Genomic DNA, 19,348 nt, shown 5'->3' on the forward strand with positions numbered 1-19,348 from the left:
ATGGCTCCCACACCCCCCGCTCAAGGCGCCCGGACGGCATGGCCGGCCCCCTGCAGGATTGCCTCGCCCCGGTGCAGCCTGGCTCGAAGGAGTTACTCAATGTCGAAGCGCCGCCTGTCCGCGCTCATGACCGCGATCGTGATCGGAGCCGCCGCTCCGGCGCTGCTGCCGGCCACCGGCGCCTCCGCCGCGTCCTGCTCCAGCTACCCCAACTGGACGGCCGGCAAGGCCTACGTCACCGGCGACATCGTCCGCTACACCGACGGCAAGACGTACATCGCCGAACACGACAACCCGGGTTACGACCCCACCATCAGCACCTGGTTCTGGGACCCGTACGCCTGCGACGGCGGCGGCCCGACCGATCCCTCCGGCAGCTTCGTCGTGAGCGAGGCGCAGTTCAACCAGATGTTCCCCAACCGGAACTCCTTCTACACTTACAGCGGTCTCAAGGCCGCGCTCAGCGCCTACCCGGGCTTCGCGAACACCGGCAGCGACACCGTCAAGAAGCAGGAGGCCGCGGCCTTCCTCGCCAACGTCAGTCACGAGACCGGCGGCCTGGTCTACGTGGTGGAGCAGAACACCGCCAACTACCCGCACTACTGCGACTGGAGCCAGCCGTACGGCTGTCCGGCCGGCCAGTCCGCCTATTACGGCCGTGGGCCCATCCAGCTCAGCTGGAACTTCAACTACAAGGCCGCGGGCGACGCGCTCGGCATCGACCTGCTCCACAACCCGAACCTGGTGCAGACTGACGCCTCGGTCGCCTGGAAGACGGGGCTCTGGTACTGGAACACCCAGACCGGACCGGGCTCGATGACTCCGCACAACGCCATGGTCAACGGTGCCGGATTCGGCCAGACCATCCGCAGCATCAACGGCTCCCTGGAGTGCGACGGCAAGAACCCCGCGCAGGTGCAGAGCCGCGTGGACGCCTACCAGCGGTTCGTGCAGATCCTGGGCACCTCCGCGGGCTCCAACCTCTACTGCTGACGCGCGGCCCATGCCTCGGGCGGGCCCAGTGGCCCGCCCGAGGCACGGAGCGGCGGGCGTGCCGCCGGCAGCGGTGCCCGGCGGCCTACTGCTCCTCGACCTCCCGCTCATGAAGCGGGCTGTCGACGGGCGGTCAGGTAAGCGAAAAGTGCCTCTGCCCAGCAGGAATGAGGATTGTCGAGGTCCTTGTTCCTGGCACCGCCGGAGGCACTTCCCAGGTGAAGAAGCGTATCGGGTCCTATCCACGCGTCCGCGTCGAGGACGGTGGCCGTGGGGTGGTGTCCCAGGCCGGGGCCGTGCTGCTGGTCGAGACGGTCCGCAAGACCGGCCTGGACCAGGCGATATCGGCGGCGCTCGCGCCGTGGCGAGGAGAGCGGTATGTTCTCGGCCAGAAGCTGGGCCCTCGTGCGGATCAGGCGCCGTCGTCGAGCATCGCCGCTGTCAGGACGTTGCCGGCGACACCCCAGCCTCCGTCGGTGACTTCGTCGACCAGGACGACGGTGGTGGGGCGGGCTCGTTCACCGTAGATCTCCGCGTAGAGGTCGGTGGTGCGCTCGATGATCTTCTTCTTGTCCTCGGCGGTGACGGTGCCGGCAGGAACCTTGAAGTGCGCGAACGGCATGGGTATGTCTCCTTGGTGTTCTTGATCGGTGCGGGGCAGTGGCTCAGAGGGCGGCGTGCGAGGTGAGCAGTTCACCGATGCCGATGCGGCGGAAGAACTCGGCGCGGATCCGGTCGTACACGGCCGACACCACCTCGCTGCCGTCCCGGCTGGGGTCGACGTGGGTGCGGAACGGCCGCTCGCCGTGGGGCAGGCCGATGACGCGGGCGATCTCGCCGGCCACCTCGTCCGCTTCGCGCCCGGCCGGGAAGACGGCGCTCAGCGCCTCGGTCATCGAGTCCTTGAGCTGTCCGTAGGCCGCGTCGTAGGCGGCGGCGGACGTGCTGTCGGCCGGGGCGCCGGCGTGAGCGAAGTGGTTCGTGCCGCTCGGGTAGGCGCCCGGGATGACGAGGGTGGTCTCGATGCCGAACTTCATCACCTCGGCGGCGTAGCTCTCGGCGAGGGCGTCCATGGCGGCCTTGGCGGCGAAGTAGGGCCCGTGGAACGGTGGGTGTCCGCCACGGGTCGAGGAGGACCCGACCCACACGAGCAGCCCCCGTCCCCGCTCACGCATGGCCGGCAGCACGGCGCGGTTCACCCGTTGCGTGGAGAGCACGTTGACGTCGTAGACCTCGGCGAGCTGGTCCACGGTGAACGCCTCGGCCGGTCCGAGGACCATGTGGCCGGCGTTGTGCACCACGGCGTCGACGCGTCCCTGCTCCGTCAGCACCCGGTCGACGGCGGCGTCGACGGACTGCTGGTCCTGGACGTCCATGTCGACGGCGGTGACCCGCACACCGCGTTCCTCGCTCAGCTCGGCGAGGGCCACGGCGGCCGGGGCGTTGCGGCCGGTGGTGGCGCGCATGCCGGCGTAGACGGTGTGACCGGCCTCGGCCAGGGCCCGTGCCGTGAGGTTGCCGAAGCCGCTGGAGGCGCCGGTGACGACCACGACGCTCGCTTGCGCGGTCACACCAGGCCTCCGTTGGCGCGCAGGACCTGCCCGTTCACCCAGTGTCCCTGCGGGCCGGCCAGGAAGGTGACGACCCGGGCGATGTCCTCGGGCGTGCCCAGCCGTTGCAGCGGCGGCGTCTTGGCGAGCCGGTCGACCTCGTCGTCCGTCTTGTCCCTGAGGAAGAGGTCCGTGGCGGTGGGCCCGGGAGCGACGGTGTTCACGGTGATGTCCCGGCCACGCAACTCGCGGGCGAGGATCAGCGTCATGACCTCGACGGCGCCCTTGCTGGCCGCGTACGCGCCGTAACCGGGGAACTGTGTACCGACGACGGAGGTGGAGAAGCCCACGAAGGAGCCGCCGTCCCGCAGTCGCCGTGCGGCCTGCTGGGCGACGACGAAGGTGCCTCGGATGTTGGTGCGGTACACGGCGTCGAGCACGGTCAGGTCGAGGTCGGCGATCGGTGACAGGGAGAGCCGGCCGGCGGAGCTGACGACGACGTCCACGCCGCCGAACTCCTGCTCCGCCCGGTCGAAGAGCGTGGCCATCGCCTTCTCGTCCGCCACGTCACCCTGCACGGCGATCGCCCGCCCGCCGTCGGCTGTGACGGCCGCGACCGTCTCCTCGGCGGCGGCCGCGTCCTGCGCGTAGTTCACCACGACGGCCAGGCCGTCCCGGGCGAGTTCCCGGGAGACCGCCCGGCCGATACCGCGTGACCCGCCGGTGACGACGGCGACCCGTGTGGCCCTGGCTCGAGGGGAAGTTGTGTTCACGCCTCTATGGTGAGCGGCGTCGATCAGCGCAACCAGGGGATGTCATCCCCTGTGTCCGCGACCCCACCGGGCGCAGAATGGAGGACATGGGTTCCGCCAAGTACACCGAACTGGGTGCCTTCCTGCGCTCGCGGCGCGAGCGCATCCGGCCGGCCGACGTCGGACTGCCCACCGGGCCCAGGCGCCGGGTGCCCGGGCTGCGGCGTGACGAGGTCGCCCAGCTCGCCGGAGCATCGGTGGACTACTACAACGAGCTCGAACGCGGAGCCGGCTCCCAGCCCTCCGAGCAGATGGTCGCGGCGCTGGCGAGGGCGCTGCGCCTGACCGCCGACGAGCGTGACCACCTCTACCACCTGGCCGACCGTACGGTGCCCGCGCACGGCGGGGCCGCCTCGCACGTCCACCCCGGCATGCTCGACCTGCTGCAGCGCATGCCGTCGACACCCGCCCAGGTCATCACCGATCTGCACGTCCCCCTCGTGCAGAATCCGCTCGCGGTGGCCCTGCTCGGGGATCAGTCCGGTCTCCGCGGGACTCGGGCGAGCTTCGTCTACCGGTGGTTCACCGAAGCGGAAGCCCGGGAGCTGTACCCCGAGGCCGATCACGAGCACCAGTCCCGCGCCTTCGTCGCCGACCTGCGGGCGGCCGCCGCCCGGCGGGAGGCGAAGGACACCGAGGCGAGTTCGATGATCGCTTCACTGCTCGACCTCTCCCCCGAGTTCGCGGCCCTGTGGGCGCGGCACGACGTGGCGTTCCGGCGCAGTGATCGCAAACGCCTCATCCACCCCACCATCGGGCTGATCGAGGTCAACTGCCTCAACCTGTTCAGCGAGGACGGCCGGCAGCGGCTGCTCTGGTTCACCCCCGCGATCGGCACCGACAGCGCCGGCCTGCTCGACCTGCTCACGGTCGTCGGCAACCAGGACATCTCCGCGCAGGCCGGCTGAGGGGCGGCCGGCCGTTTTCGGGGTGCCGACGGTAGGTCGGTCCGAAATGTTCCGGACCGCCTCGTCCAGGGCGTCGCAGCGGTGGTCGCGATGGTCTGTTCCTCAGTGGTCCGTGAGCCGGGACGGCCGGCACCGCTGCGGGCATCAGTCGCTGTCGAGGCCGTCGATCAGACGGTTGAGGAACCGGCTGAAGGTGGCGTCGGGAGCGAGGGGACGTCCGGGGGCGCCAAGAGCTTCAGCGAGTTCCGGATGGCGGCCTTCGGCGGCGACAGCGGCGAGGTAGCGGCCCTCGGCCGCGGCCCGCTCCGGTGACCGCGAGACGCCGGCCTGCGCGATCTCATGGGCGACGTGCCCGGCCACGAATGCGGTGATCTGGGCGAAGACTTCCAGCTTCGCCACACCGTCCAGTCCGGTGGGCCGCAGGACGGCGAGCACGTGTTCCAGAAAGGCCAGCTTGTTGGGCCCCGGAACGCGACGGGTGAACAAGGCGGCGGGCAGCCAGGGGTGGCGCAGCATGTGGGCGCGCTGCAGGCCTACGCCAATGGCCTCGGCGCCGTGGCCTAGGACGGCAGATGGGCCTCCCCCATCGGTGGGGAGGCCCATCATGGGGCGTCGGCTCACCGGCCGGCGTCACTTACCGCCACTCGCAAAGGGGGCAGTGGCGGTCCGCGGTGGTGTCGCCAGGAGACCCCGTCGACGAACCGACCGCGGTCGTTGCACAGCGTCGCCGTGCCGGACAGGGTAGGAATGTGTGCGCAGGGCCGCTCAGGAGGTTGCCACCCAGATGAGGTCACACACCCTGATCTGTAGTTCGTTCGGGTAGACGCTGTAATTGAAGAACACTGGATCATCGGCTACAGCAAGGCTGTACCAGGTGACGCCTCGAATGGTCATAGGCAGACCAGGCGGTGGATTACCGGCCTCAACGGCACTGCCGACTTCCAATGCGAGGGCTCGCAGGAAACGCACGATTTTGTCATGCAGGTCCACAGAACCCTCGTTACGCATCTGACTCAGCACCTTGGACGCCGTGACCTGAGTGACCGCAGTCCATCCTTGAGACAAGGTCATCACGCTTCCGTCTCGGGTTCCAACTCGACAAGACCCACACCGGCAACCGTGTCATCGAGTCGACGATCACGACCGGGAAGCATTTCAAACATCGCCTCGAGCCACCATGTCATGAGTACAGAGTCCAACTCGGCCCCCTGCCGAGCATGGTAGACAGCGGTATGAAACTCAGCGCGCCGATCTGAGCCGAGAGCCTGCGCAATGGCAGCGATGGTGCGCGGAATGGCTGGTAGCCGAGCATCGCCGTGCTGACCCAGCACCTCTTCACTAGTGTTCACTCGTGCCCCTCGCGTCACGTACAGCCCCTGGACGTGTCTGCGACCCTACGTCCAATCGCTGTAGCGTGGCTTAGTTCAGTGGTTCTTCTGCGCAGCAGAGGCCATGTGCTGCACACTGAGCCCTTTCAACCTCCTATGCCACCGCGCAGTTGGTCTGACAGACAGACGAAGCCCCCAACAGTGCCTAACAGAATGGGCGCTTGGTGCCTGCGGTTACAGGTTTCCCGTCTCGCCGGCGGCGATGAACCGTGTCAGGGAGTGCTCCAGCAGCTCCAGGAACTGCCGTAGGTCATCGGCCACCTTGTCGAGCTCCGGCGCGTCCAGCGACGCCGTCCCTGTCCGGTAGACCGCCCCGTCAGGACCCGCGACGTAGGCCAGGCCGCCGCCGTTCGAGCCGATGACCAGGCCATGGACCTTTCGGTCTGTGCCCATGTCGACGATGCCGTCCTCCTGGAGCCGCTGCAGGACGTCACTGGCTGGCGCGAGGAAGTAGCCGTTGCCGACGTCCGCCCAAGTGACCTCGCCGATGCTGTCGTAGAAGATGACAAGGTCAGCTGGTACAAGGGTGGCTTGGGCAAGCCCGCGAGCCGCCGCTTGATCATCGTGGTCAGCCGGCCGGACCTCGTTGGCCCAGGGCGGAAGCCGTGCCGATCCTCGAACTCGCCTGTCATGGCCGTGAGAGTCCTGGAGACTCTGTCCGTCCACGAGGCCAGCCAGGCGGGCACCCACGCCCTCCCCAAAACCGTCCAGTGCGCAGCCGTCCGCGCCTGGACCCGCCTCGCCCTGCCGCTCCCCCGGGACGAACGCGCGTCCGTGACCGCGTACATGTGGTCGGGTGACACGTCGTCGGTCGAGTGAATGGCGGGGCCCCGGGCGGGGGCGCGCGAGGGTGGGGCGGTCGCGAGCGGAGCGGATGCGGGAGGCCTCGGGAGATGGGTGCGGTGGAGGGTGGAGGAGGCGGGTGGAGGGTGGACTCGCGGTGCATCAACTGCGATGCCGCCCGGCAGCTCGCGCCCGGGCTGATCGAGGAGGCCGGCGGGCGGTCGGTCGTGGTGCGGCAGCCGCGGACGGACGAGGAGGCCGGGCTGCTGCAGCGGGCCGCGCACGCCTGTCCCACCCGGTCCGTACGGCCGCCGTCGGGGCGGCTCGAGGCGGAGCACGACCCGTTCCCGCTGGCCCTGGACGAGCGGGTGTACCTGTGCGGGCACCATGCGCGGCGGACCGCCGGCGCCGCCTCGTATCTGCTGCGCCGTGGGGACGGCAGCTCCGTCATGGTGGACACACCGCGCTGGGGCGAGGACCTCGCCGCGCGCCACGAGGCACTCGGGCCGGTCACGGACGTGCTGCTGACGCATCGTGACCACGCGGCTCACGGACGGCAGTGGGCGGACCGGCTCGGGGCCCGGCTGTGGATCCACGAGGGCGATCGGGAGGCCGCTCCGGACGCGGACCGGGTGGTCCGCGGAATCGAGGCGGTGACCGTCGTGGAGGGCGTGACCGCGCTGCCGTTCCCGGGGCACACGCGGGGCAGCATGCTGTATCTCGCCGACGACCGGTACTGCTTCAGCGGCGACAGCTTCTACTGGTCGCGCACCACGGGCGACCTGGAGGTGGCCGAGAGTGTCACCTGGTACTCGATCGAGGTGCTGGCCGAGTCGCTGGCCCGGGCCGTCGGCCGGCTGCGTTTCGAGTGGCTGCTGCCCGGTCACGGGGGGGTACCGCCGGCTCGACGCCGACGCCATGACCGTACGGCTGCGCGGGCTGGCCGAGCGCACGGGGCGGCTCGCGCCGCGTCCGGTGGACTTCACGGCCGTGCGGTGGTGAGCGGGTCCGGCCGGCGTCCACCGCCGGTCCAGTCGTCGTGTAGGGCGCTGCGCGAGCCTGGCGGGGATCCGGCCGGGGATATCTCCCGGCGCCCGCGGACGACGAGGTGACCGATGGCAGAAGCCCAGCTGTTCCCCTGGCCCTCCGCGCAGGAGGCCGTCCCTGACGACAGGCGTGCGGTGGTTGTCGAACCGCCGCCGCTGCTGAGCCACGCGGGCCTGGTCGGGCGGATACTCAACCTCGCCCTGGCCGGCGGGCGCGACGGGCGGCCCACCGCCACGGACCCGCCGGCACACCGGCCGTAGGCGCCGTAGCGGCAATAGCGGCAGAAGCTTCAGTAGCGACAGTAGCCGCCGAAGGCCGCACCCGGGCGCGAGGGCCGCGTACCCCTGCGTCGTCCTGATGCGGCCGTTCGCGTGTTCGCCGCGCCCGGTCTGGGTGCTCAGTCCGTGTCGTCCGTCAGGGCCCGCGCCAGGGAGCGGTAGAAGGCCAGGACGCCGGGCTCCTTCGGGCTGAGGTGGCCGCGTTCCGCGTAGCGTGAGGACACCGCGCGCTGGACGGCTTCCAGGCCCTGCCGGTCCTCCTCGTTCACGCGGACGGTGAACTCCTCCAGCGGCGGGCGGAGGGTCTCGGGGCCGACCTGGTCCACGAGGGCGCGGGGCATCAGCGCGCCGCCGCGGACGAGGGTGCGGTCCGCGGCGACCGGGATGAAGCTCAGCCAGGCGATCGTCTCGCCGAAGGTGGCGACACTCGCGCACGGGAAGGCCCGGAAGCTGTAGAGGACCTTGCGTTCCTCGGACGTCAGGGGCAGCACGCCCGGGTCCATCGGCTGGCCCGCCGGCGTCAGGAGGCGGGTGACGAGGGGGCCGTCGACGTGGACGTCCATGTCGATGCCGCCCGTCATCAGGGGCCGGACCGTCTCGGGGTGGAAGCCGATGGCGTGGTAGTTCTCGTGCGTGTTCTCGACCGCCACCTTCCAGTTGCAGTGCCAGTCCTCCGTCCAGGCGTACACCTGGGTCATGTCGTCGAGGCGGTAGTTGGTCATCTCCTCCTCGACTACGGACAGATGCGGGGCGAGCGGCTCCGCGTCGGCGTCCAGGTTGACGAACACGAAGCCGTGCCACACCTCGACGGTGAAGCCGGGCAGGCGGCAGGCGGCCGGGTCGAAGGCCGTGTTGCCGCGCATGTGGGTGGCGGCGATCAGCCGCCCGTCGAGGTCGTAGCGCCAAAGGTGGTAAGGGCAGGTCAGGTCCCTGGTGTGGCCCTCACCCGGCTCCACCAGGGGCATCAGGCGGTGCCGGCACACCGGGGACACCGCGTGCGGCAGGCCGTCGTGTCCCCGTGTGAGCAGCACCGGTTCGCCGGCGATGTCCAGGGCCAGGTAGTCGCCCGGGGTGGCCAGCTGGTCGGTGTGGGCGACCAGGATCCAGCCGCGGCGGAAGATCCTCTCGCGCTCCAGCGCGTACAGCTCGGCGGAGGCGAAGGCGCCGGGCGGCAGGCTCAGCTGGGGCGGGGTCGGGGAGAGGTACTCCCGCAGGACGGCGAGTACGGCGTCGACGTCGGCCGTGGGGCCGGTGAGGGTCGTCATCGCGACGCCCCCAGCTCCCGGCCCTCCTCCGGGGTGATGGCGCCGAGCGCCTTCCACGCCTCGTCGTCCATCCAGGCCGGGATGCTGCTCTCGCCGTTGACGCCCTTCTCGACGAAGGCGATGTTGTGGTACGTGTGCACGCCGATCACCTGTTCCTGGGTGGCCGTGCGGGGTGTGTCGGGCTTGGGGTCGTACTCCGCGTGGTGCAGATCGTCCAGGAGCCGCTTGAGCAGGCCGACCGAGGTGTCGGGCGCGGTCTCGGCGCCGGCGGTGCCGCCGAACCGCGGCCAGTACGCGGTCTGGAGGTCCTCGATGACGTACAGGCCGCCGGGGCGTACGTACGGGAAGAGCGCGTCGAAGGAGATCCGCACGTGCTCGTTCTCGTGGCTTCCGTCGTCGATGACGATGTCGAACGGGCCGTACCGCTCGGCGAGTTCGCGCAGCCCGGCGGCGTCGCCCTGGTCGCCGGTGAGGGCGGTGAGCCGGGGCTGGTTCAGCGCGGACTTGTCGAACAGGTCGAGGCCGAAGACGAGCCCGCGGTGGAAGTACCGCTTCCACATTTTCAGCGACGGCCCGCCCAGGTCGCCCGCGTAGCCGCCGATGCCGATCTCCAGGATCCGCACCGGCCGGTCCCGGTAGCGGGCGAAGTGGTGCTCGTAGTGCTGGGTGTACCAGTGGAAGCTGGCCCACTTGTCGGAGCCGTACGCCACGGACAGGGCGCCCAGACCGGGGGCGTCGCTCGTGCAGCCGGACAGCAGGGTGCCGCCCGCCTGGTGCGTGGCCTGCAGGATCTCCGGCAGCTCCGTCAGGTCGGCCGGCCGCTCAGGCAGGAAGACGTCGGTGAAGTCGCGGCTGTGGGGCTGCTGGAGGGGCCCGTAGAGGCGGCGGACCAGGTCGGTCAGGGAGAACCGGAAGTGACGGCGGATCACGGCTGTGGGGTCGTCGGCGTCCAGGACCCGGATCGGTTCGCCGGCCGCCATGCGCAGCACCGTGCGGCGCAGTTCCTGCTCGTGGGTCACCTCCAGCGCGATGTCGACGGGGGTGGTGTTCACGGGCTGCTCGCAGCGGAACAGCACCTCGTCCACGAGGGCGCCGGTCAGGCGCTGGAGCCCCGCCTCCTTCGCGAGGAGGGCGATCTCGGAGTCGGGCGCTGTTCCGCACAGGACGAGTCGCTCGACAAGGCTGTCCGGAGTCATCAGGGGGTTACCTTCCTCGGAAGTCGGGTGGAGCGGCGTGGGTGGGGCGGAGCGGGTGGGCGTCCGTCCGGCACCGGTGCGTCGTCCGGAACGTAGGTGCCGCGGCTCGAAGGGAGGTCAAGGTCCACTCGGGTGCGCCGTGGCGGCCACGGCGCGGGCGGCCGACGCGGGCAGCGTCCGGGCCAGCGCCGTACGCCAGGGGCCGAACGGGGTCAGGCCCGCGGCCACCCGGTGCCGCCGGCCAGGACGAGGACTTTCACGACGTCGACTCCCGTGCGGGCGAAGGAGGTCGGGAGAGGGACTGGGAGACAGGGGCGAGGAGGGTGGCGGGTGCGGGAGTCCTGGGAGGTGCGGGCGGTGGCTGGGGTGCGGGAGGTGGCCCGTACCGGGGAAGCAGGCCGCGGGACCGGGCCTCGGCGAGGGAGGGTGCCCGGCGGTCCCGGTCGGACAGGACCGTTTCGGCGAAGGCGGGCCATTCGATGCCGAGTTCGGTGTCGAACGGGTCGATGCCGTGCTCGCGCTCGGGGTCGTAGCGCGTGGAACACAGGTAGACCACGGTCGCCTCCTCGGAGAGTGCGGCGAAGCCGTGGCCGAGGCCCTCCGTGAGGAACACCGCGCGGTGGCCGCGGTCGTCCAGGGGCACGGCCTCCCAGCGGCCGAAGGTGGGGGAACCGGTGCGCAGGTCGACGATCACGTCGAGGACGGAACCACGCACGCAGCTGACGTACTTGGCCTGACCCGGCGGTACGGCGCTGTAGTGCACGCCGCGTACGACGCCGCGGCGGGACACCGACTGGTTGGCCTGGGCGACCGGCATGGACCGCCCGGTGGCGGTCCCCAGTTCGTCCGGGCGGAACCACTCGAGGAATGTTCCCCGGGCGTCCCCGAAGGTCCGCGGCTCATGAGTCCAGGCCCCTTCGATACCAAGTGCGCGCATCGGAGGTGGTCTCCCTTCCGGAGGATCACTGCAGGGACAGGGCGCCGTCGACGGCGAGGACGGTGCCGTGGGCGTAGCCGGCGAGCGGGTCGGCGAGCCGGGCCACCCACCAGGCGATCTCCTCGGGGCTGCCGACGCGTCCGGCCGGGACGCGGGAGCGGATGCCGTCGAGGAAGGCCGCGTACTGCTCCTCGCTCGCGCCGTTGCGGGTCGCCATGCCGGTGTCGATGACACCGGGTGCCAGTCCCACCACCCGGATCCCGCGGGGGGCGAGTTCCACCGCCCAGGTCCGGGTCAGGAAGTCCAGCGCGGTCTTGGTGGCGCCGTAGACCGACATGCCCGGCCAGGCCCGGCGGCCGAGCGAGCCGGCCGTGCTGAGGTTGACGACCGTGCCGGAGCTCTTCTCCAGGGCGGCGAGCGCGCGGCGGGTCAGCAGCATCGGGGCCCGGAGGTTCGTCGCGAGCTGGGCGTCCAGGTCGGCGGGGTCCAGGGTGTCCAGGGTGCCCGCGATGCCGAGGGCGGCGTTGTTCACCAGGACGTCGATCCGGCCGAAGCTTTCCAGCGCGGCCGAGACGACGGTGTCCGGGCCGTCGGGCGCGGTGATGTCGGCGGGGAGTGCGCGGATGCCGGGGTGATGGCCCGCGGTCTCCTCCAGCGTGCCCGGGGTCCGGCCCACGACGAGGACCCGGGCACCTTCCTCGGCGAACCGGTGGGCGACGGCTCGACCGATGCCGGTCCCCCCACCGGTCACGACGACGACCCGGTCGGACGGGGACTCGGCGGGGGTGGTGGGTGCCTGCGCCGAGGGGGCGGCGGCGGTGGGTGAGTGGGAGGAGGAGGGAGCGGTGGGTGAGTGGGCGGAGGGGTTGGGTGAGTCGGCGTCGTGGCTGTAGTCGGTCACGGCCCGGGACCGTACGAGGGGGCGCTCGAACCCGGCTAGGGCCTCTCCGGCGTTCAGGTCGGAGGAAAGCTACGGCGTCTCATCAGCGCAGGTGAGCCGGGGCGATGCGGCCCCCGCGCGAGCGTCTTCGAGCGTGGGGGGAACGTCGAGCCGCAAGGCGGCGGAGGATGTCGACGCGGTGGGGTCCCCCGCGCCTGGGCCCTTGCCGCTCGGGCGAAGCCGAGAGTGGGGCGGAGCAGCCGAGCGTGCGGGAGCAGCCGAGCGTGCGGGAGCAGCCGAGCCTGAGGGAGTCGGCAACCGACGACGACACCGCAGAGGGGCGTGCCGAGCCCCGCGTCCGCGGCGTGATCCGCCGGACGGGCCCCAGGACCGCGGGGGACGTCTCGAGTCGGGTTCGAGGGCGGGCGTGTGGGGTGGCCGCGCAGCAGTCCGCCCGGCCCGGAGGGCCGTAGGAGCGAGAAGAGGTACGAGATGACCGACGGCGCGCGTCATCGGCCGCCGCTGGGACCGGTCCGGGTCACGCCGGCCGATCCGCGGTACCGGGACCTGATCAGGGGCGTCAACCACCGGTTCACCGGCAGCCCGGGCCAGATACGGATCGTCGGGTCGGCCGAGCAGACCGTCGAGGCGGTGCAGGACGCCATCGACGCGGGGCTGCGGCTCGCGGTCCGCAGCGGCGGGCACTGCCTGGAGGACCTGGTGGACGGGCCCGACACCGCCTTCCTCCTCGACATGTCCGAGATGCGGCAGGTGTACTACGACCCCGGCATGCGCGCCTTCGCGGTGGAGCCCGGGGCCCATCTGGGCGACGTCTACCGCACGCTGTACAAGGGGTGGGGCGTGACGGTTCCCGGTGGCTCGTGCCCGACGGTCGCGGCGGGCGGTCACTTCGCCGGCGGCGGGTACGGTCCGCTGACCCGGCTGCACGGCTGCGTCGTGGACCATCTGTACGCGGTCGAGGTCGTCGTGGTCGACGCGGCGGGCCGGGCCCGGCTGGTGGTGGCGTCCCGGGACGACGAAGGCGAACTCGGCGACCTGTGGTGGGCACACACCGGTGGGGGCGGCGGTACGTTCGGCGTGGTGACGCGGTACTGGCTGCGGACCGCCGGCGCGACCGGAAGCGACCCAGCGGGCCTGCTGCCGCACCCCCCGTCGGCGGTGCTGGACAGCCTGGTGACCTGGTCGTGGGAGGGCATGACCGCCGAGCGGTTCCGCCGGCTGGTGCGCAACCACGCCGAGTGGCACGAGCGCAACAGCGCCGCCGACTCCCCCTACGCGTCCCTGTTCAGCGTGCTCGGCGTGATGCACCCGGCCTCGGGGGTGCTGGTGATGAGCACCCAGATGGACGCCACGGTCCCGGACGCCGAACGCCTGCTGGCGGCGTACGTGGACGCTCTCGACGAGGGGGTGGGACTGCGCCCGGCGCACACCGTGCGCGCCAGGCCCTGGCTGGAGTCGATGCTGCAGCCCACCCTGCCCGACACCGTCACCGGCATGCGCTCGAAGGGCAAGGCCGCCTACCTCCGCAAGGGGTACACGGACGGACAGCTCGACGCGCTGTACCGGGGTCTGACGGACGAGCGGTACACCAATCCCGGCGCCGGCGTGCTGTTCATGTCGTACGGCGGCGCGGTCAGCGCCGTGGCTCCCGGCACCACCGCCACGGCCCAGCGCGACGCCGTGCTCAAGGCGCTGTACGTGACGCTGTGGCGGGAGCCGGAGGAGGACGCCGGGCATCTGGCGTGGATCCGGGGGCTGTACCGGGAGGTCTACGCGCACAGCGGTGGGGTGCCCGTACCGGACGAGGTGAGCGACGGCGCTTACGTCAACTACCCCGACACCGACCTCGCCGACCCGCAGTGGAACACCTCCGGCGTGCCCTGGTCCACCCTCTACTACAAGGACAACTACCCGCGGCTGCGGCGGGTGAAGGCGAGCTGGGACCCCAAGGGGGTCTTCCGGCACGCCTTGTCGGTGGAGCCGCCGGCGAGCGAGTAGGGCGGGCAAGCAGGGAGCCGCGCGGGGGGGGCGTGGGGTCTCCCCGCCCCCCTGTTCGGACGGGCCGCTCGGCTCCGACGGGCCGCTCGGCTCCGACGGCCGTGGGATGTGAGCTGCTCAGTTCTCCGTGTAGCGCGTGGAGTCGAAGGCGCCCGCCTGGGCGAGCGGGATCACCTCGAAGGTGAGGTGGGGGCTCATCGGGTTGTCGTAGAGGTGGCCGAGGAGTTCCTCGTGCGACTCGACGTCGTAGATGAGCAGGCCGCCCGCCGCGCCCACGCGGACCCAGTTGTGCTTGATGACGCCCTTGTCCACCAGGGCCTTGGTGTAGGCGAAACCCTCGGGCAGCCGGGTGCGGAACTCGTCTCCGCTGATGCCCCGCGGGGACTGCGTGGCCAGAACGGCGAACAGTGGCATGGCGGTTGTCTCTCCTCGGAGGGGTAGGCGGTGTGGCGCAGGGGGACTTGGTTCAGGCCGCCGGCTGTACGGCGAGCCGTTCCAGCTCCGTGACGACCGTGTGGGGGCCGGGCTGGGACGTCATCGCCTGGCGGAGGTGGTCGGCGCCGTCCGCGAAGGACGGCTCCTTCAGCAGACGCTCCAGCGCGCCGCGCAGGGCCGCGGGGGTCAGCTCAGCCGGCGGCAGGAACAGGCCGGCGCCGAGTTCCTCCGTCCGTACGGCCCGGAAGACGTTGTCCCACATGGATGCCAGGAGCAGCTGGGGTACTCCGTGGACGGCCGCGGTGGACCAGGTGCCGGCGCCGCCGTGGTGCACGATCGCCGCGCAGGTGGGCAGCAGCACGTGCAGCGGGGTGAAGTCGACGACGCGGGTGTTGGCGGGCACGGTGGTCAGCGCCGCCCGGTCGGTCTCGTCGAGGAGGGCGACGACCTCCGCGTCGAGATCGGCGACGGCGTCGAAGAAGTCGTCCGTGGTCACCGCGCGCCCGTCGGGCGAGTCGATGGTGCGCACGCTGAACCCCTTGGTCAGGCAGACCCGCGGCCGGTCGGGGTCGTGCCGCAGCCAGGGCGGTACGACGGCGGGGAGCGGTCCGTTGTAGGGCACGTACCGCAGGGGGACGGTGTGCTGGCCGGGAGCCAGGCGCAGTTCTTCGGGCATCTGGTCGATCCGCCACAGTCCGCGGACGACGTCCTCCGTGAACTCCCCGCCGAAGCGGGCGAGTTGGCCGGTGATCCAGTCCCGCAGGGGATCGGCGCCGGGAGTGCTGCCCGCGTCCACTCCGGCGCGCCGGTGGTGGTCGAGGAGGGCATCGCGCATGAACGCGAACAGGTCGGGGCCCCACAGCAGCCGGGCGTGCGGGGTGCCGGTGACGTGTGCGGCGATCGCTCCGGCGAAGGTGAACGTCTCCCACACGACGAGGTCGGGCCGCCATGCGCGGCAGAAGGCGACCATGTCGTCGACGGTCTCCTCGCTGCCGATACGGGAGTAGAAGGCGTCGGTGAGCAGGGCGCTGCTGGTCCGCAGGAACTCCGGGCCGTCGGGGGCGGTGGCGGCCCGGCGCAGGTCCCGGCCCTCGTGGTGGGCGTAGATCCGCGGGCCCTTGCGGGCCATGACGGCGGCCAGGCCCGGGTCGTCGCCGACCGGTACGGCGGTGAGGCCGGCGGAGGTGATGCCGGCGGTCAGGGGCGGCTGTGCGGCCACGCGAACCTCGTGGCCTGCCGTGCGCAGGGCCCAGGCCAGGGGGACGGAGCCGTTGAAATGGGCATCGAGTGGCGGCACGGTGATCAGAACACGCATCGGCTCCCTCTTCGCCTGGGGTGCGGGACATGTCCAGGCTGGCCGTGGGGACTTGAGCGCAGGTGGAGCCTGTGGCGTGCGCGGCGCGGACGGCCTGTGGAGGGCACGGAGTCGAGCCGGGCGACGCGCGCGGCGCCGAGCCGGGGGCATGCACGACGCGGATCCCGTGGCCTGCGCGGCGGAAGACCTGCATGCGAAGGGTCGGTGGGGTGTTGTCGACACCCCACCGACCCTGCAGCCCGCCTCCGCGCCCGGGGGATGTAGCGCGGAGACGGGCCGGTCACACGTGGACGCTCGCCGCGCCGGGCGCCTGCTCGGGCGCGCCCGCGGCGCGCTCCTGTTCCTGTCGGCGGGACAGGAAGAACAGGGCGACCACGATGGTCGCCGCCGCGAAGCAGGTCGCCGCGACGAAGCCCCACTCGACGCTGCCGACCAGGATGCGGTCGGAGAGGCTGGACGGGTCCTGCCCGGGTGTGACGTCGTCCGCCGCCCGCCGGCCGCCCTCGGTGAAGACGGTGACCAGGACGGCGAGCCCGAGCGAACCGCCCACCTGCTGGATGGCGTTGAGCACGCTGGAGGCCGAGCCCGACTCCTCGGGCGCCACCCCGGACAGTGCAAGCATGGTGGGCGGAATGGTGGCGAGCGCCATACCGACGCCGAAGATCAGCATCGGAGGCAGCAGGTCGGCCCAGTAGCTGCTGCCCTCGTCGAGCCGGGACAGCCACCAGTTGGCGCCGGTGAGCAGCACGGCACCGGCGATCACCAGCACCTTGCTGCCGACCTGGGCGACGAGCTTGGTGACCATGCCCGCCACGGGGACGAGGACCGCGGCCACCGGCAGGAAGCACAGGCCAGCGGTCAGCGGGCTGTAGTCGAAGATCTGCTGCACGTACTGGGAGAGGAAGAACAGCATCCCGATCATGCTGCCCTGGATGAGCAGCATGGCGATGTAGGAACTCGCCCGGGTGCGGTCGAGGAACAGCTTGAGGCTGACGACCGGCTGGCGCGCGGTGCGCTCGATCGCCACGAACGACGGCAGCAGGACGACGGCCAGGGCGAAGGCCACCAATGTGGAGGTGTCCGTCCAGCCGCTCTCGGAGGCGTGTGTGACGCCGTAGACGAGGGCGACCATGCCCGCCGTGGAGGTGAGGGCGCCGGCCAGGTCGAAGCGTCCGGAGTGTTTCCCGGTCTCGCTGATGAACAGCGGTGTGAGCAGGAAGACGGCCACGCCGATGGGCACGTTGACGAACATGACCCAGCGCCAGGAGGCGAAGTCGGTCAGCACACCGCCGAGGATCAGGCCGATCGCCGCGCCGGATCCGCCGACCACCGAGTACATCGCGATGGCGCGGGTCCGCTTGGGGCCCTCTTCGAAGATCGACATGATCAGGGCGAGGGTGTTGGGCGCGGCCATCGCGCCGCCCGCCCCCTGCACCGCGCGGGCCGCGAGCAACTGCCAGTCCTCGGTGGCCAGCCCGCCGGCGAACGAGGCGAGGGTGAACACCGCGACGCCGATCAGGAACACCCGGCGCCGGCCGAGGATGTCACCGGCCCGGCCGCCGAGCAGCAGCAGCCCGCCGAAGGCGAGGGTGTAGGCGTTGATCACCCAGGACATGCTGGCGGTGGACAGCCCGAGGCTGGACTTCATGTCGGGCAGGGCGATCTGGACGATCATCATGTCCAGCACGATCATGAGCTGGCAGACCACGATGATCGTCAGGGCGATTCCGGTGCGTCCCGCCAGTCGAGCCGTGGGCACGGACGAAGGTACCCCGGTCTGCGCGGACGCCGAATTGGATGACACGCCGCCTCCCTTTACTGGTTGCAGTACACGCCTTGTGGCGAGCGGATCGCAGCGACCGTACACCACATCTGAATTCATTTCACATGGCCTCGAAAAAATTCTGGATTTGACAGTCATCGGGAATTCTGCTCCCGGAATGGCTTTTACTTCTCGACTTGACTTTCTGGAACTACCGACTCTCCGAAAGGGGTCGACTTGACTTTTCTCCGGCGACCCACTCCCGGAGACCGGACTTGACTTTTTCCGGACTTCTGCTCCGGGACACCCGGCCGGGAAAACGGACAAAACGGCTGGATCTTTTCGGTCGAGCCGCGTTCGAGCCGGCCCGTCTAGCGTCACCGCCGGCCCCACGGCGGGGCCCACCACCCGGACCACGAAGGAGCACCCGTGCCGACGGACGCCCGAACCACGCTCGAGAACCCCGGGGGCACCTCACCCGGGGCGGCCCCGGAGACGACCCCCGAGACGACCCCGCAGACGGCCCTGGAGACCGCCCTCATCCGGCTCGCCGACCGCTCCGACGCCGAGATCGCCGCGGGCCTCGCCGACCTGGGCCCGGACCGCTGCGCCCGGGCGCTGCTGCGCGAGACCGTCGACCGGGCGCGTCTCTTCCCCGAGCCGCCGGTCGCGACGGCGGTGGAGGTACGGCTGCGGCTGGGCGAGGAGCAGTCGGCGTACACGGTCACCCTGGGCGGCGGCGCCCACAAGGTGACGCCGGGCCCGGCCGAGGCGGCACGGGCGCGCCTCGCCCAGGACCTGCCGGAGTTCCTGCGAGCCGTGTACGGGGCGCCGGGCCGGCACGACGCCACCCGCGAGCTGCACATCACCGAGCCGGACCGGCCGGTGCTCGACCCGGCCGACCCCGAGCACGCCGAGCGGGCGGCCGCCGTGACGGCCCTGCACCAGCTGGCCGGCGCGCTCGCCCGGCCGCACCGCTCGCTGAACGAACTGGCCGTGCGCTTCCGCTCCGACAAGTGGGGCGGACACTGGTACACCCCGCACTACGACCGCTATTTCGCCCCGCTGCGGGACGGCGTCGTCAACCTCCTGGAGATCGGCATCGGCGGCTACGACGATCCCGATCAGGGCGGTGCCTCACTGCGCATGTGGAAGCACTACTTCCCGCGCGGCCTGGTCCACGGCCTGGACGTCTACGAGAAGCGCGGCATCGCCGAGCCCCGGCTGTTCCCGCTGCGCGGCGACCAGTCGGACCCCGCGTACCTGGCCGGGCTGGCCGCCGAGCGGGGGCCGTTCGACATCGTCATCGACGACGGCAGCCACCTCAACGAGCATGTGCTGACCTCCTTCGAGGCCCTCTTCCCGCATCTGCGGCCCGGCGGTCTGTACGTCGTCGAGGACACCCAGACCGCGTACTGGACGGGCTGGGGCGGCAACGACCGCGACCTGAACGACCCCACCACCTCCATGGGGTTCGTGAAGGCCCTCCTCGACGGCCTCAACCACCAGGAGCGCACCCCGGCGCAGGACGGGCCCGTCTCCCCCGCCGCCCGCTGGGAACGCGGCATCGGCGCGGTACACGTCCACCACAATCTGGTGGTCGTGGAGAAAAGCGTGAACACCGAGCAGGGAGCTCCCGCCTGGGTTCCGCGCGATGTCGATCCGCGCAGTTGGTACACCGCCCCCGAACGGAGCGAATAATTTCGGCCACGGAACCGCCCCCGGAATGTTTTCGGCGGCGGTTCCGTCATGCCGTGCGCCCTCCCGGCGTGTTTATCCT

General features: G+C 71.2%; 19 protein-coding genes and 3 pseudogenes. 8 read left to right on the forward strand and 14 right to left on the reverse strand.

All coding sequences use genetic code 11. The features are described 5' to 3' along the window. The first annotated feature begins 99 nt into the window (after nucleotides 1-99). Entirely contained in the window at nucleotides 100-993 is an 894-nt protein-coding gene (locus ACFQ9Z_RS18040) for a glycoside hydrolase family 19 protein (protein WP_383018051.1), read from the forward strand. Between the two features lie 218 nt (nucleotides 994-1,211). Then, nucleotides 1,212-1,376, forward strand: a pseudogene (locus ACFQ9Z_RS18045) (IS1380 family transposase); the annotation flags it as partial. Nucleotides 1,377-1,405: 29 nt separating this feature from the next. Here ACFQ9Z_RS18045 and ACFQ9Z_RS18050 read toward each other — a convergent pair. The 3 genes from ACFQ9Z_RS18050 to ACFQ9Z_RS18060 are packed head-to-tail and all read right to left on the reverse strand — an operon-like array spanning nucleotide 1,406 to nucleotide 3,316. Beyond that, nucleotides 1,406-1,615: a 4-oxalocrotonate tautomerase family protein gene (locus ACFQ9Z_RS18050; protein ID WP_143633858.1), complete on the reverse strand. Its 210-nt coding sequence runs from the start codon at nucleotides 1,613-1,615 to the stop codon at nucleotides 1,406-1,408. A 43-nt stretch (nucleotides 1,616-1,658) separates the two neighbouring features. Continuing rightward, nucleotides 1,659-2,564 carry an SDR family oxidoreductase gene (locus ACFQ9Z_RS18055; protein WP_383018054.1) on the reverse strand — a complete coding sequence of 302 codons (906 nt, stop codon included), beginning with the start codon at nucleotides 2,562-2,564 and terminating at the stop codon, nucleotides 1,659-1,661. After that, the gene (locus ACFQ9Z_RS18060; protein ID WP_383018058.1) at nucleotides 2,561-3,316 is read right to left on the reverse strand and encodes an SDR family oxidoreductase; all 756 of its coding nucleotides are present in this window, start codon (nucleotides 3,314-3,316) and stop codon (nucleotides 2,561-2,563) included. The genes ACFQ9Z_RS18055 and ACFQ9Z_RS18060 overlap by 4 nt, the downstream gene beginning before the upstream one ends. 86 nt (nucleotides 3,317-3,402) lie before the next feature. On the opposite strand from ACFQ9Z_RS18060, the gene ACFQ9Z_RS18065 reads away from it, so the two are divergent. After that, nucleotides 3,403-4,263, forward strand: a complete 861-nt coding sequence (locus ACFQ9Z_RS18065; protein ID WP_383018061.1) for a helix-turn-helix transcriptional regulator — start codon at nucleotides 3,403-3,405, stop codon at nucleotides 4,261-4,263. A gap of 144 nt (nucleotides 4,264-4,407) precedes the next feature. Here the strand turns inward: ACFQ9Z_RS18065 and ACFQ9Z_RS18070 are convergent. The 4 genes and pseudogenes from ACFQ9Z_RS18070 to ACFQ9Z_RS18085 form a co-directional block, all read right to left on the reverse strand. After that, nucleotides 4,408-4,791 (reverse strand): annotated as a pseudogene (locus ACFQ9Z_RS18070) (TetR/AcrR family transcriptional regulator C-terminal domain-containing protein); the annotation flags it as partial. A 237-nt stretch (nucleotides 4,792-5,028) separates the two neighbouring features. Continuing rightward, nucleotides 5,029-5,334 (reverse strand): hypothetical protein, encoded by a 306-nt coding sequence (locus ACFQ9Z_RS18075; RefSeq protein ID WP_383018065.1) that lies wholly within the window; start codon nucleotides 5,332-5,334, stop codon nucleotides 5,029-5,031. Continuing rightward, entirely contained in the window at nucleotides 5,334-5,612 is a 279-nt protein-coding gene (locus ACFQ9Z_RS18080; protein ID WP_383018068.1) for a hypothetical protein, read from the reverse strand. The genes ACFQ9Z_RS18075 and ACFQ9Z_RS18080 overlap by 1 nt, the downstream gene beginning before the upstream one ends. 213 nt (nucleotides 5,613-5,825) lie before the next feature. Next, complete coding sequence (locus ACFQ9Z_RS18085) at nucleotides 5,826-6,044, reverse strand: hypothetical protein (RefSeq protein ID WP_383018071.1); 219 nt, start codon at nucleotides 6,042-6,044, stop codon at nucleotides 5,826-5,828. Nucleotides 6,045-6,281: 237 nt separating this feature from the next. Here ACFQ9Z_RS18085 and ACFQ9Z_RS18090 point away from each other — a divergent pair, with 237 nt between their 5' ends. From ACFQ9Z_RS18090 to ACFQ9Z_RS18100, 3 genes and pseudogenes are all read left to right on the forward strand, one after another. Continuing rightward, nucleotides 6,282-6,470, forward strand: coding sequence for a hypothetical protein (locus ACFQ9Z_RS18090; RefSeq protein WP_383018074.1), 189 nt, complete (start codon nucleotides 6,282-6,284; stop codon nucleotides 6,468-6,470). A 74-nt stretch (nucleotides 6,471-6,544) separates the two neighbouring features. Continuing rightward, nucleotides 6,545-7,436, forward strand: a pseudogene (locus ACFQ9Z_RS18095) (4Fe-4S domain-containing protein). Between the two features lie 113 nt (nucleotides 7,437-7,549). Next, nucleotides 7,550-7,741 carry a hypothetical protein gene (locus ACFQ9Z_RS18100; protein WP_383018077.1) on the forward strand — a complete coding sequence of 64 codons (192 nt, stop codon included), beginning with the start codon at nucleotides 7,550-7,552 and terminating at the stop codon, nucleotides 7,739-7,741. 137 nt (nucleotides 7,742-7,878) lie between these two features. On the opposite strand, the gene ACFQ9Z_RS18105 is transcribed toward ACFQ9Z_RS18100, so the two are convergent. The 4 genes from ACFQ9Z_RS18105 to ACFQ9Z_RS18120 form a co-directional block, all read right to left on the reverse strand. Continuing rightward, complete coding sequence (locus ACFQ9Z_RS18105) at nucleotides 7,879-9,024, reverse strand: aromatic ring-hydroxylating dioxygenase subunit alpha (RefSeq protein ID WP_383018080.1); 1,146 nt, start codon at nucleotides 9,022-9,024, stop codon at nucleotides 7,879-7,881. Next, the gene (locus tag ACFQ9Z_RS18110) at nucleotides 9,021-10,220 is read right to left on the reverse strand and encodes a hypothetical protein (RefSeq protein WP_383018083.1); all 1,200 of its coding nucleotides are present in this window, start codon (nucleotides 10,218-10,220) and stop codon (nucleotides 9,021-9,023) included. Before ACFQ9Z_RS18110 ends, ACFQ9Z_RS18105 begins: the two co-directional genes overlap by 4 nt. Before the next feature lie 256 nt (nucleotides 10,221-10,476). Next, nucleotides 10,477-11,157 (reverse strand): dTDP-4-dehydrorhamnose 3,5-epimerase, encoded by a 681-nt coding sequence (gene rfbC / locus ACFQ9Z_RS18115; protein ID WP_383018086.1) that lies wholly within the window; start codon nucleotides 11,155-11,157, stop codon nucleotides 10,477-10,479. Nucleotides 11,158-11,182: 25 nt separating this feature from the next. After that, nucleotides 11,183-11,908 (reverse strand): SDR family NAD(P)-dependent oxidoreductase, encoded by a 726-nt coding sequence (locus tag ACFQ9Z_RS18120; protein ID WP_383018462.1) that lies wholly within the window; start codon nucleotides 11,906-11,908, stop codon nucleotides 11,183-11,185. A gap of 621 nt (nucleotides 11,909-12,529) precedes the next feature. Between ACFQ9Z_RS18120 and ACFQ9Z_RS18125 the strand changes: the two genes are divergently transcribed. Next, on the forward strand, nucleotides 12,530-14,056 hold the full coding sequence (locus tag ACFQ9Z_RS18125; RefSeq protein WP_383018089.1) for an FAD-binding protein: 1,527 nt from the start codon (nucleotides 12,530-12,532) through the stop codon (nucleotides 14,054-14,056). Between the two features lie 117 nt (nucleotides 14,057-14,173). Here ACFQ9Z_RS18125 and ACFQ9Z_RS18130 read toward each other — a convergent pair whose 3' ends face one another. The 3 genes from ACFQ9Z_RS18130 to ACFQ9Z_RS18140 form a co-directional block, all read right to left on the reverse strand. Further along, nucleotides 14,174-14,470, reverse strand: coding sequence for a muconolactone Delta-isomerase family protein (locus ACFQ9Z_RS18130; protein ID WP_383018092.1), 297 nt, complete (start codon nucleotides 14,468-14,470; stop codon nucleotides 14,174-14,176). Nucleotides 14,471-14,522: 52 nt separating this feature from the next. Beyond that, on the reverse strand, nucleotides 14,523-15,806 hold the full coding sequence (locus ACFQ9Z_RS18135) for an activator-dependent family glycosyltransferase (RefSeq protein WP_383018095.1): 1,284 nt from the start codon (nucleotides 15,804-15,806) through the stop codon (nucleotides 14,523-14,525). Nucleotides 15,807-16,086: 280 nt separating this feature from the next. Beyond that, the gene (locus ACFQ9Z_RS18140; RefSeq protein WP_383018098.1) at nucleotides 16,087-17,610 is read right to left on the reverse strand and encodes an MFS transporter; all 1,524 of its coding nucleotides are present in this window, start codon (nucleotides 17,608-17,610) and stop codon (nucleotides 16,087-16,089) included. Between the two features lie 387 nt (nucleotides 17,611-17,997). Here ACFQ9Z_RS18140 and ACFQ9Z_RS18145 point away from each other — a divergent pair, with 387 nt between their 5' ends. After that, entirely contained in the window at nucleotides 17,998-19,269 is a 1,272-nt protein-coding gene (locus tag ACFQ9Z_RS18145; RefSeq protein WP_383018101.1) for a class I SAM-dependent methyltransferase, read from the forward strand. Nucleotides 19,270-19,348: the final 79 nt, after the last annotated feature.

Origin of the sequence: Streptomyces sp. NPDC056580 (genome assembly GCF_042793175.1) — a bacterium.
Classification (GTDB): domain Bacteria; phylum Actinomycetota; class Actinomycetes; order Streptomycetales; family Streptomycetaceae; genus Streptomyces.

Bases quoted from the DNA above. Each gene is read 5' to 3' on its own strand.
- ACFQ9Z_RS18040 (WP_383018051.1), top strand. From the start codon at position 100: ATGTCGAAGCGCCGCCTGTCCGCGCTCATGACCGCGATCGTGATCGGA.
- ACFQ9Z_RS18050 (WP_143633858.1), bottom strand. From the start codon at position 1,615: ATGCCGTTCGCGCACTTCAAGGTTCCTGCCGGCACCGTCACCGCCGAG.
- ACFQ9Z_RS18065 (WP_383018061.1), top strand. From the start codon at position 3,403: ATGGGTTCCGCCAAGTACACCGAACTGGGTGCCTTCCTGCGCTCGCGG.
- ACFQ9Z_RS18075 (WP_383018065.1), bottom strand. From the start codon at position 5,334: ATGACCTTGTCTCAAGGATGGACTGCGGTCACTCAGGTCACGGCGTCC.
- ACFQ9Z_RS18085 (WP_383018071.1), bottom strand. From the start codon at position 6,044: ATGGGCACAGACCGAAAGGTCCATGGCCTGGTCATCGGCTCGAACGGC.
- ACFQ9Z_RS18090 (WP_383018074.1), top strand. From the start codon at position 6,282: ATGGCCGTGAGAGTCCTGGAGACTCTGTCCGTCCACGAGGCCAGCCAG.
- ACFQ9Z_RS18100 (WP_383018077.1), top strand. From the start codon at position 7,550: ATGGCAGAAGCCCAGCTGTTCCCCTGGCCCTCCGCGCAGGAGGCCGTC.
- ACFQ9Z_RS18105 (WP_383018080.1), bottom strand. From the start codon at position 9,024: ATGACGACCCTCACCGGCCCCACGGCCGACGTCGACGCCGTACTCGCC.
- ACFQ9Z_RS18110 (WP_383018083.1), bottom strand. From the start codon at position 10,220: ATGACTCCGGACAGCCTTGTCGAGCGACTCGTCCTGTGCGGAACAGCG.
- rfbC (WP_383018086.1), bottom strand. From the start codon at position 11,157: ATGCGCGCACTTGGTATCGAAGGGGCCTGGACTCATGAGCCGCGGACC.
- ACFQ9Z_RS18125 (WP_383018089.1), top strand. From the start codon at position 12,530: ATGACCGACGGCGCGCGTCATCGGCCGCCGCTGGGACCGGTCCGGGTC.
- ACFQ9Z_RS18130 (WP_383018092.1), bottom strand. From the start codon at position 14,470: ATGCCACTGTTCGCCGTTCTGGCCACGCAGTCCCCGCGGGGCATCAGC.
- ACFQ9Z_RS18135 (WP_383018095.1), bottom strand. From the start codon at position 15,806: ATGCGTGTTCTGATCACCGTGCCGCCACTCGATGCCCATTTCAACGGC.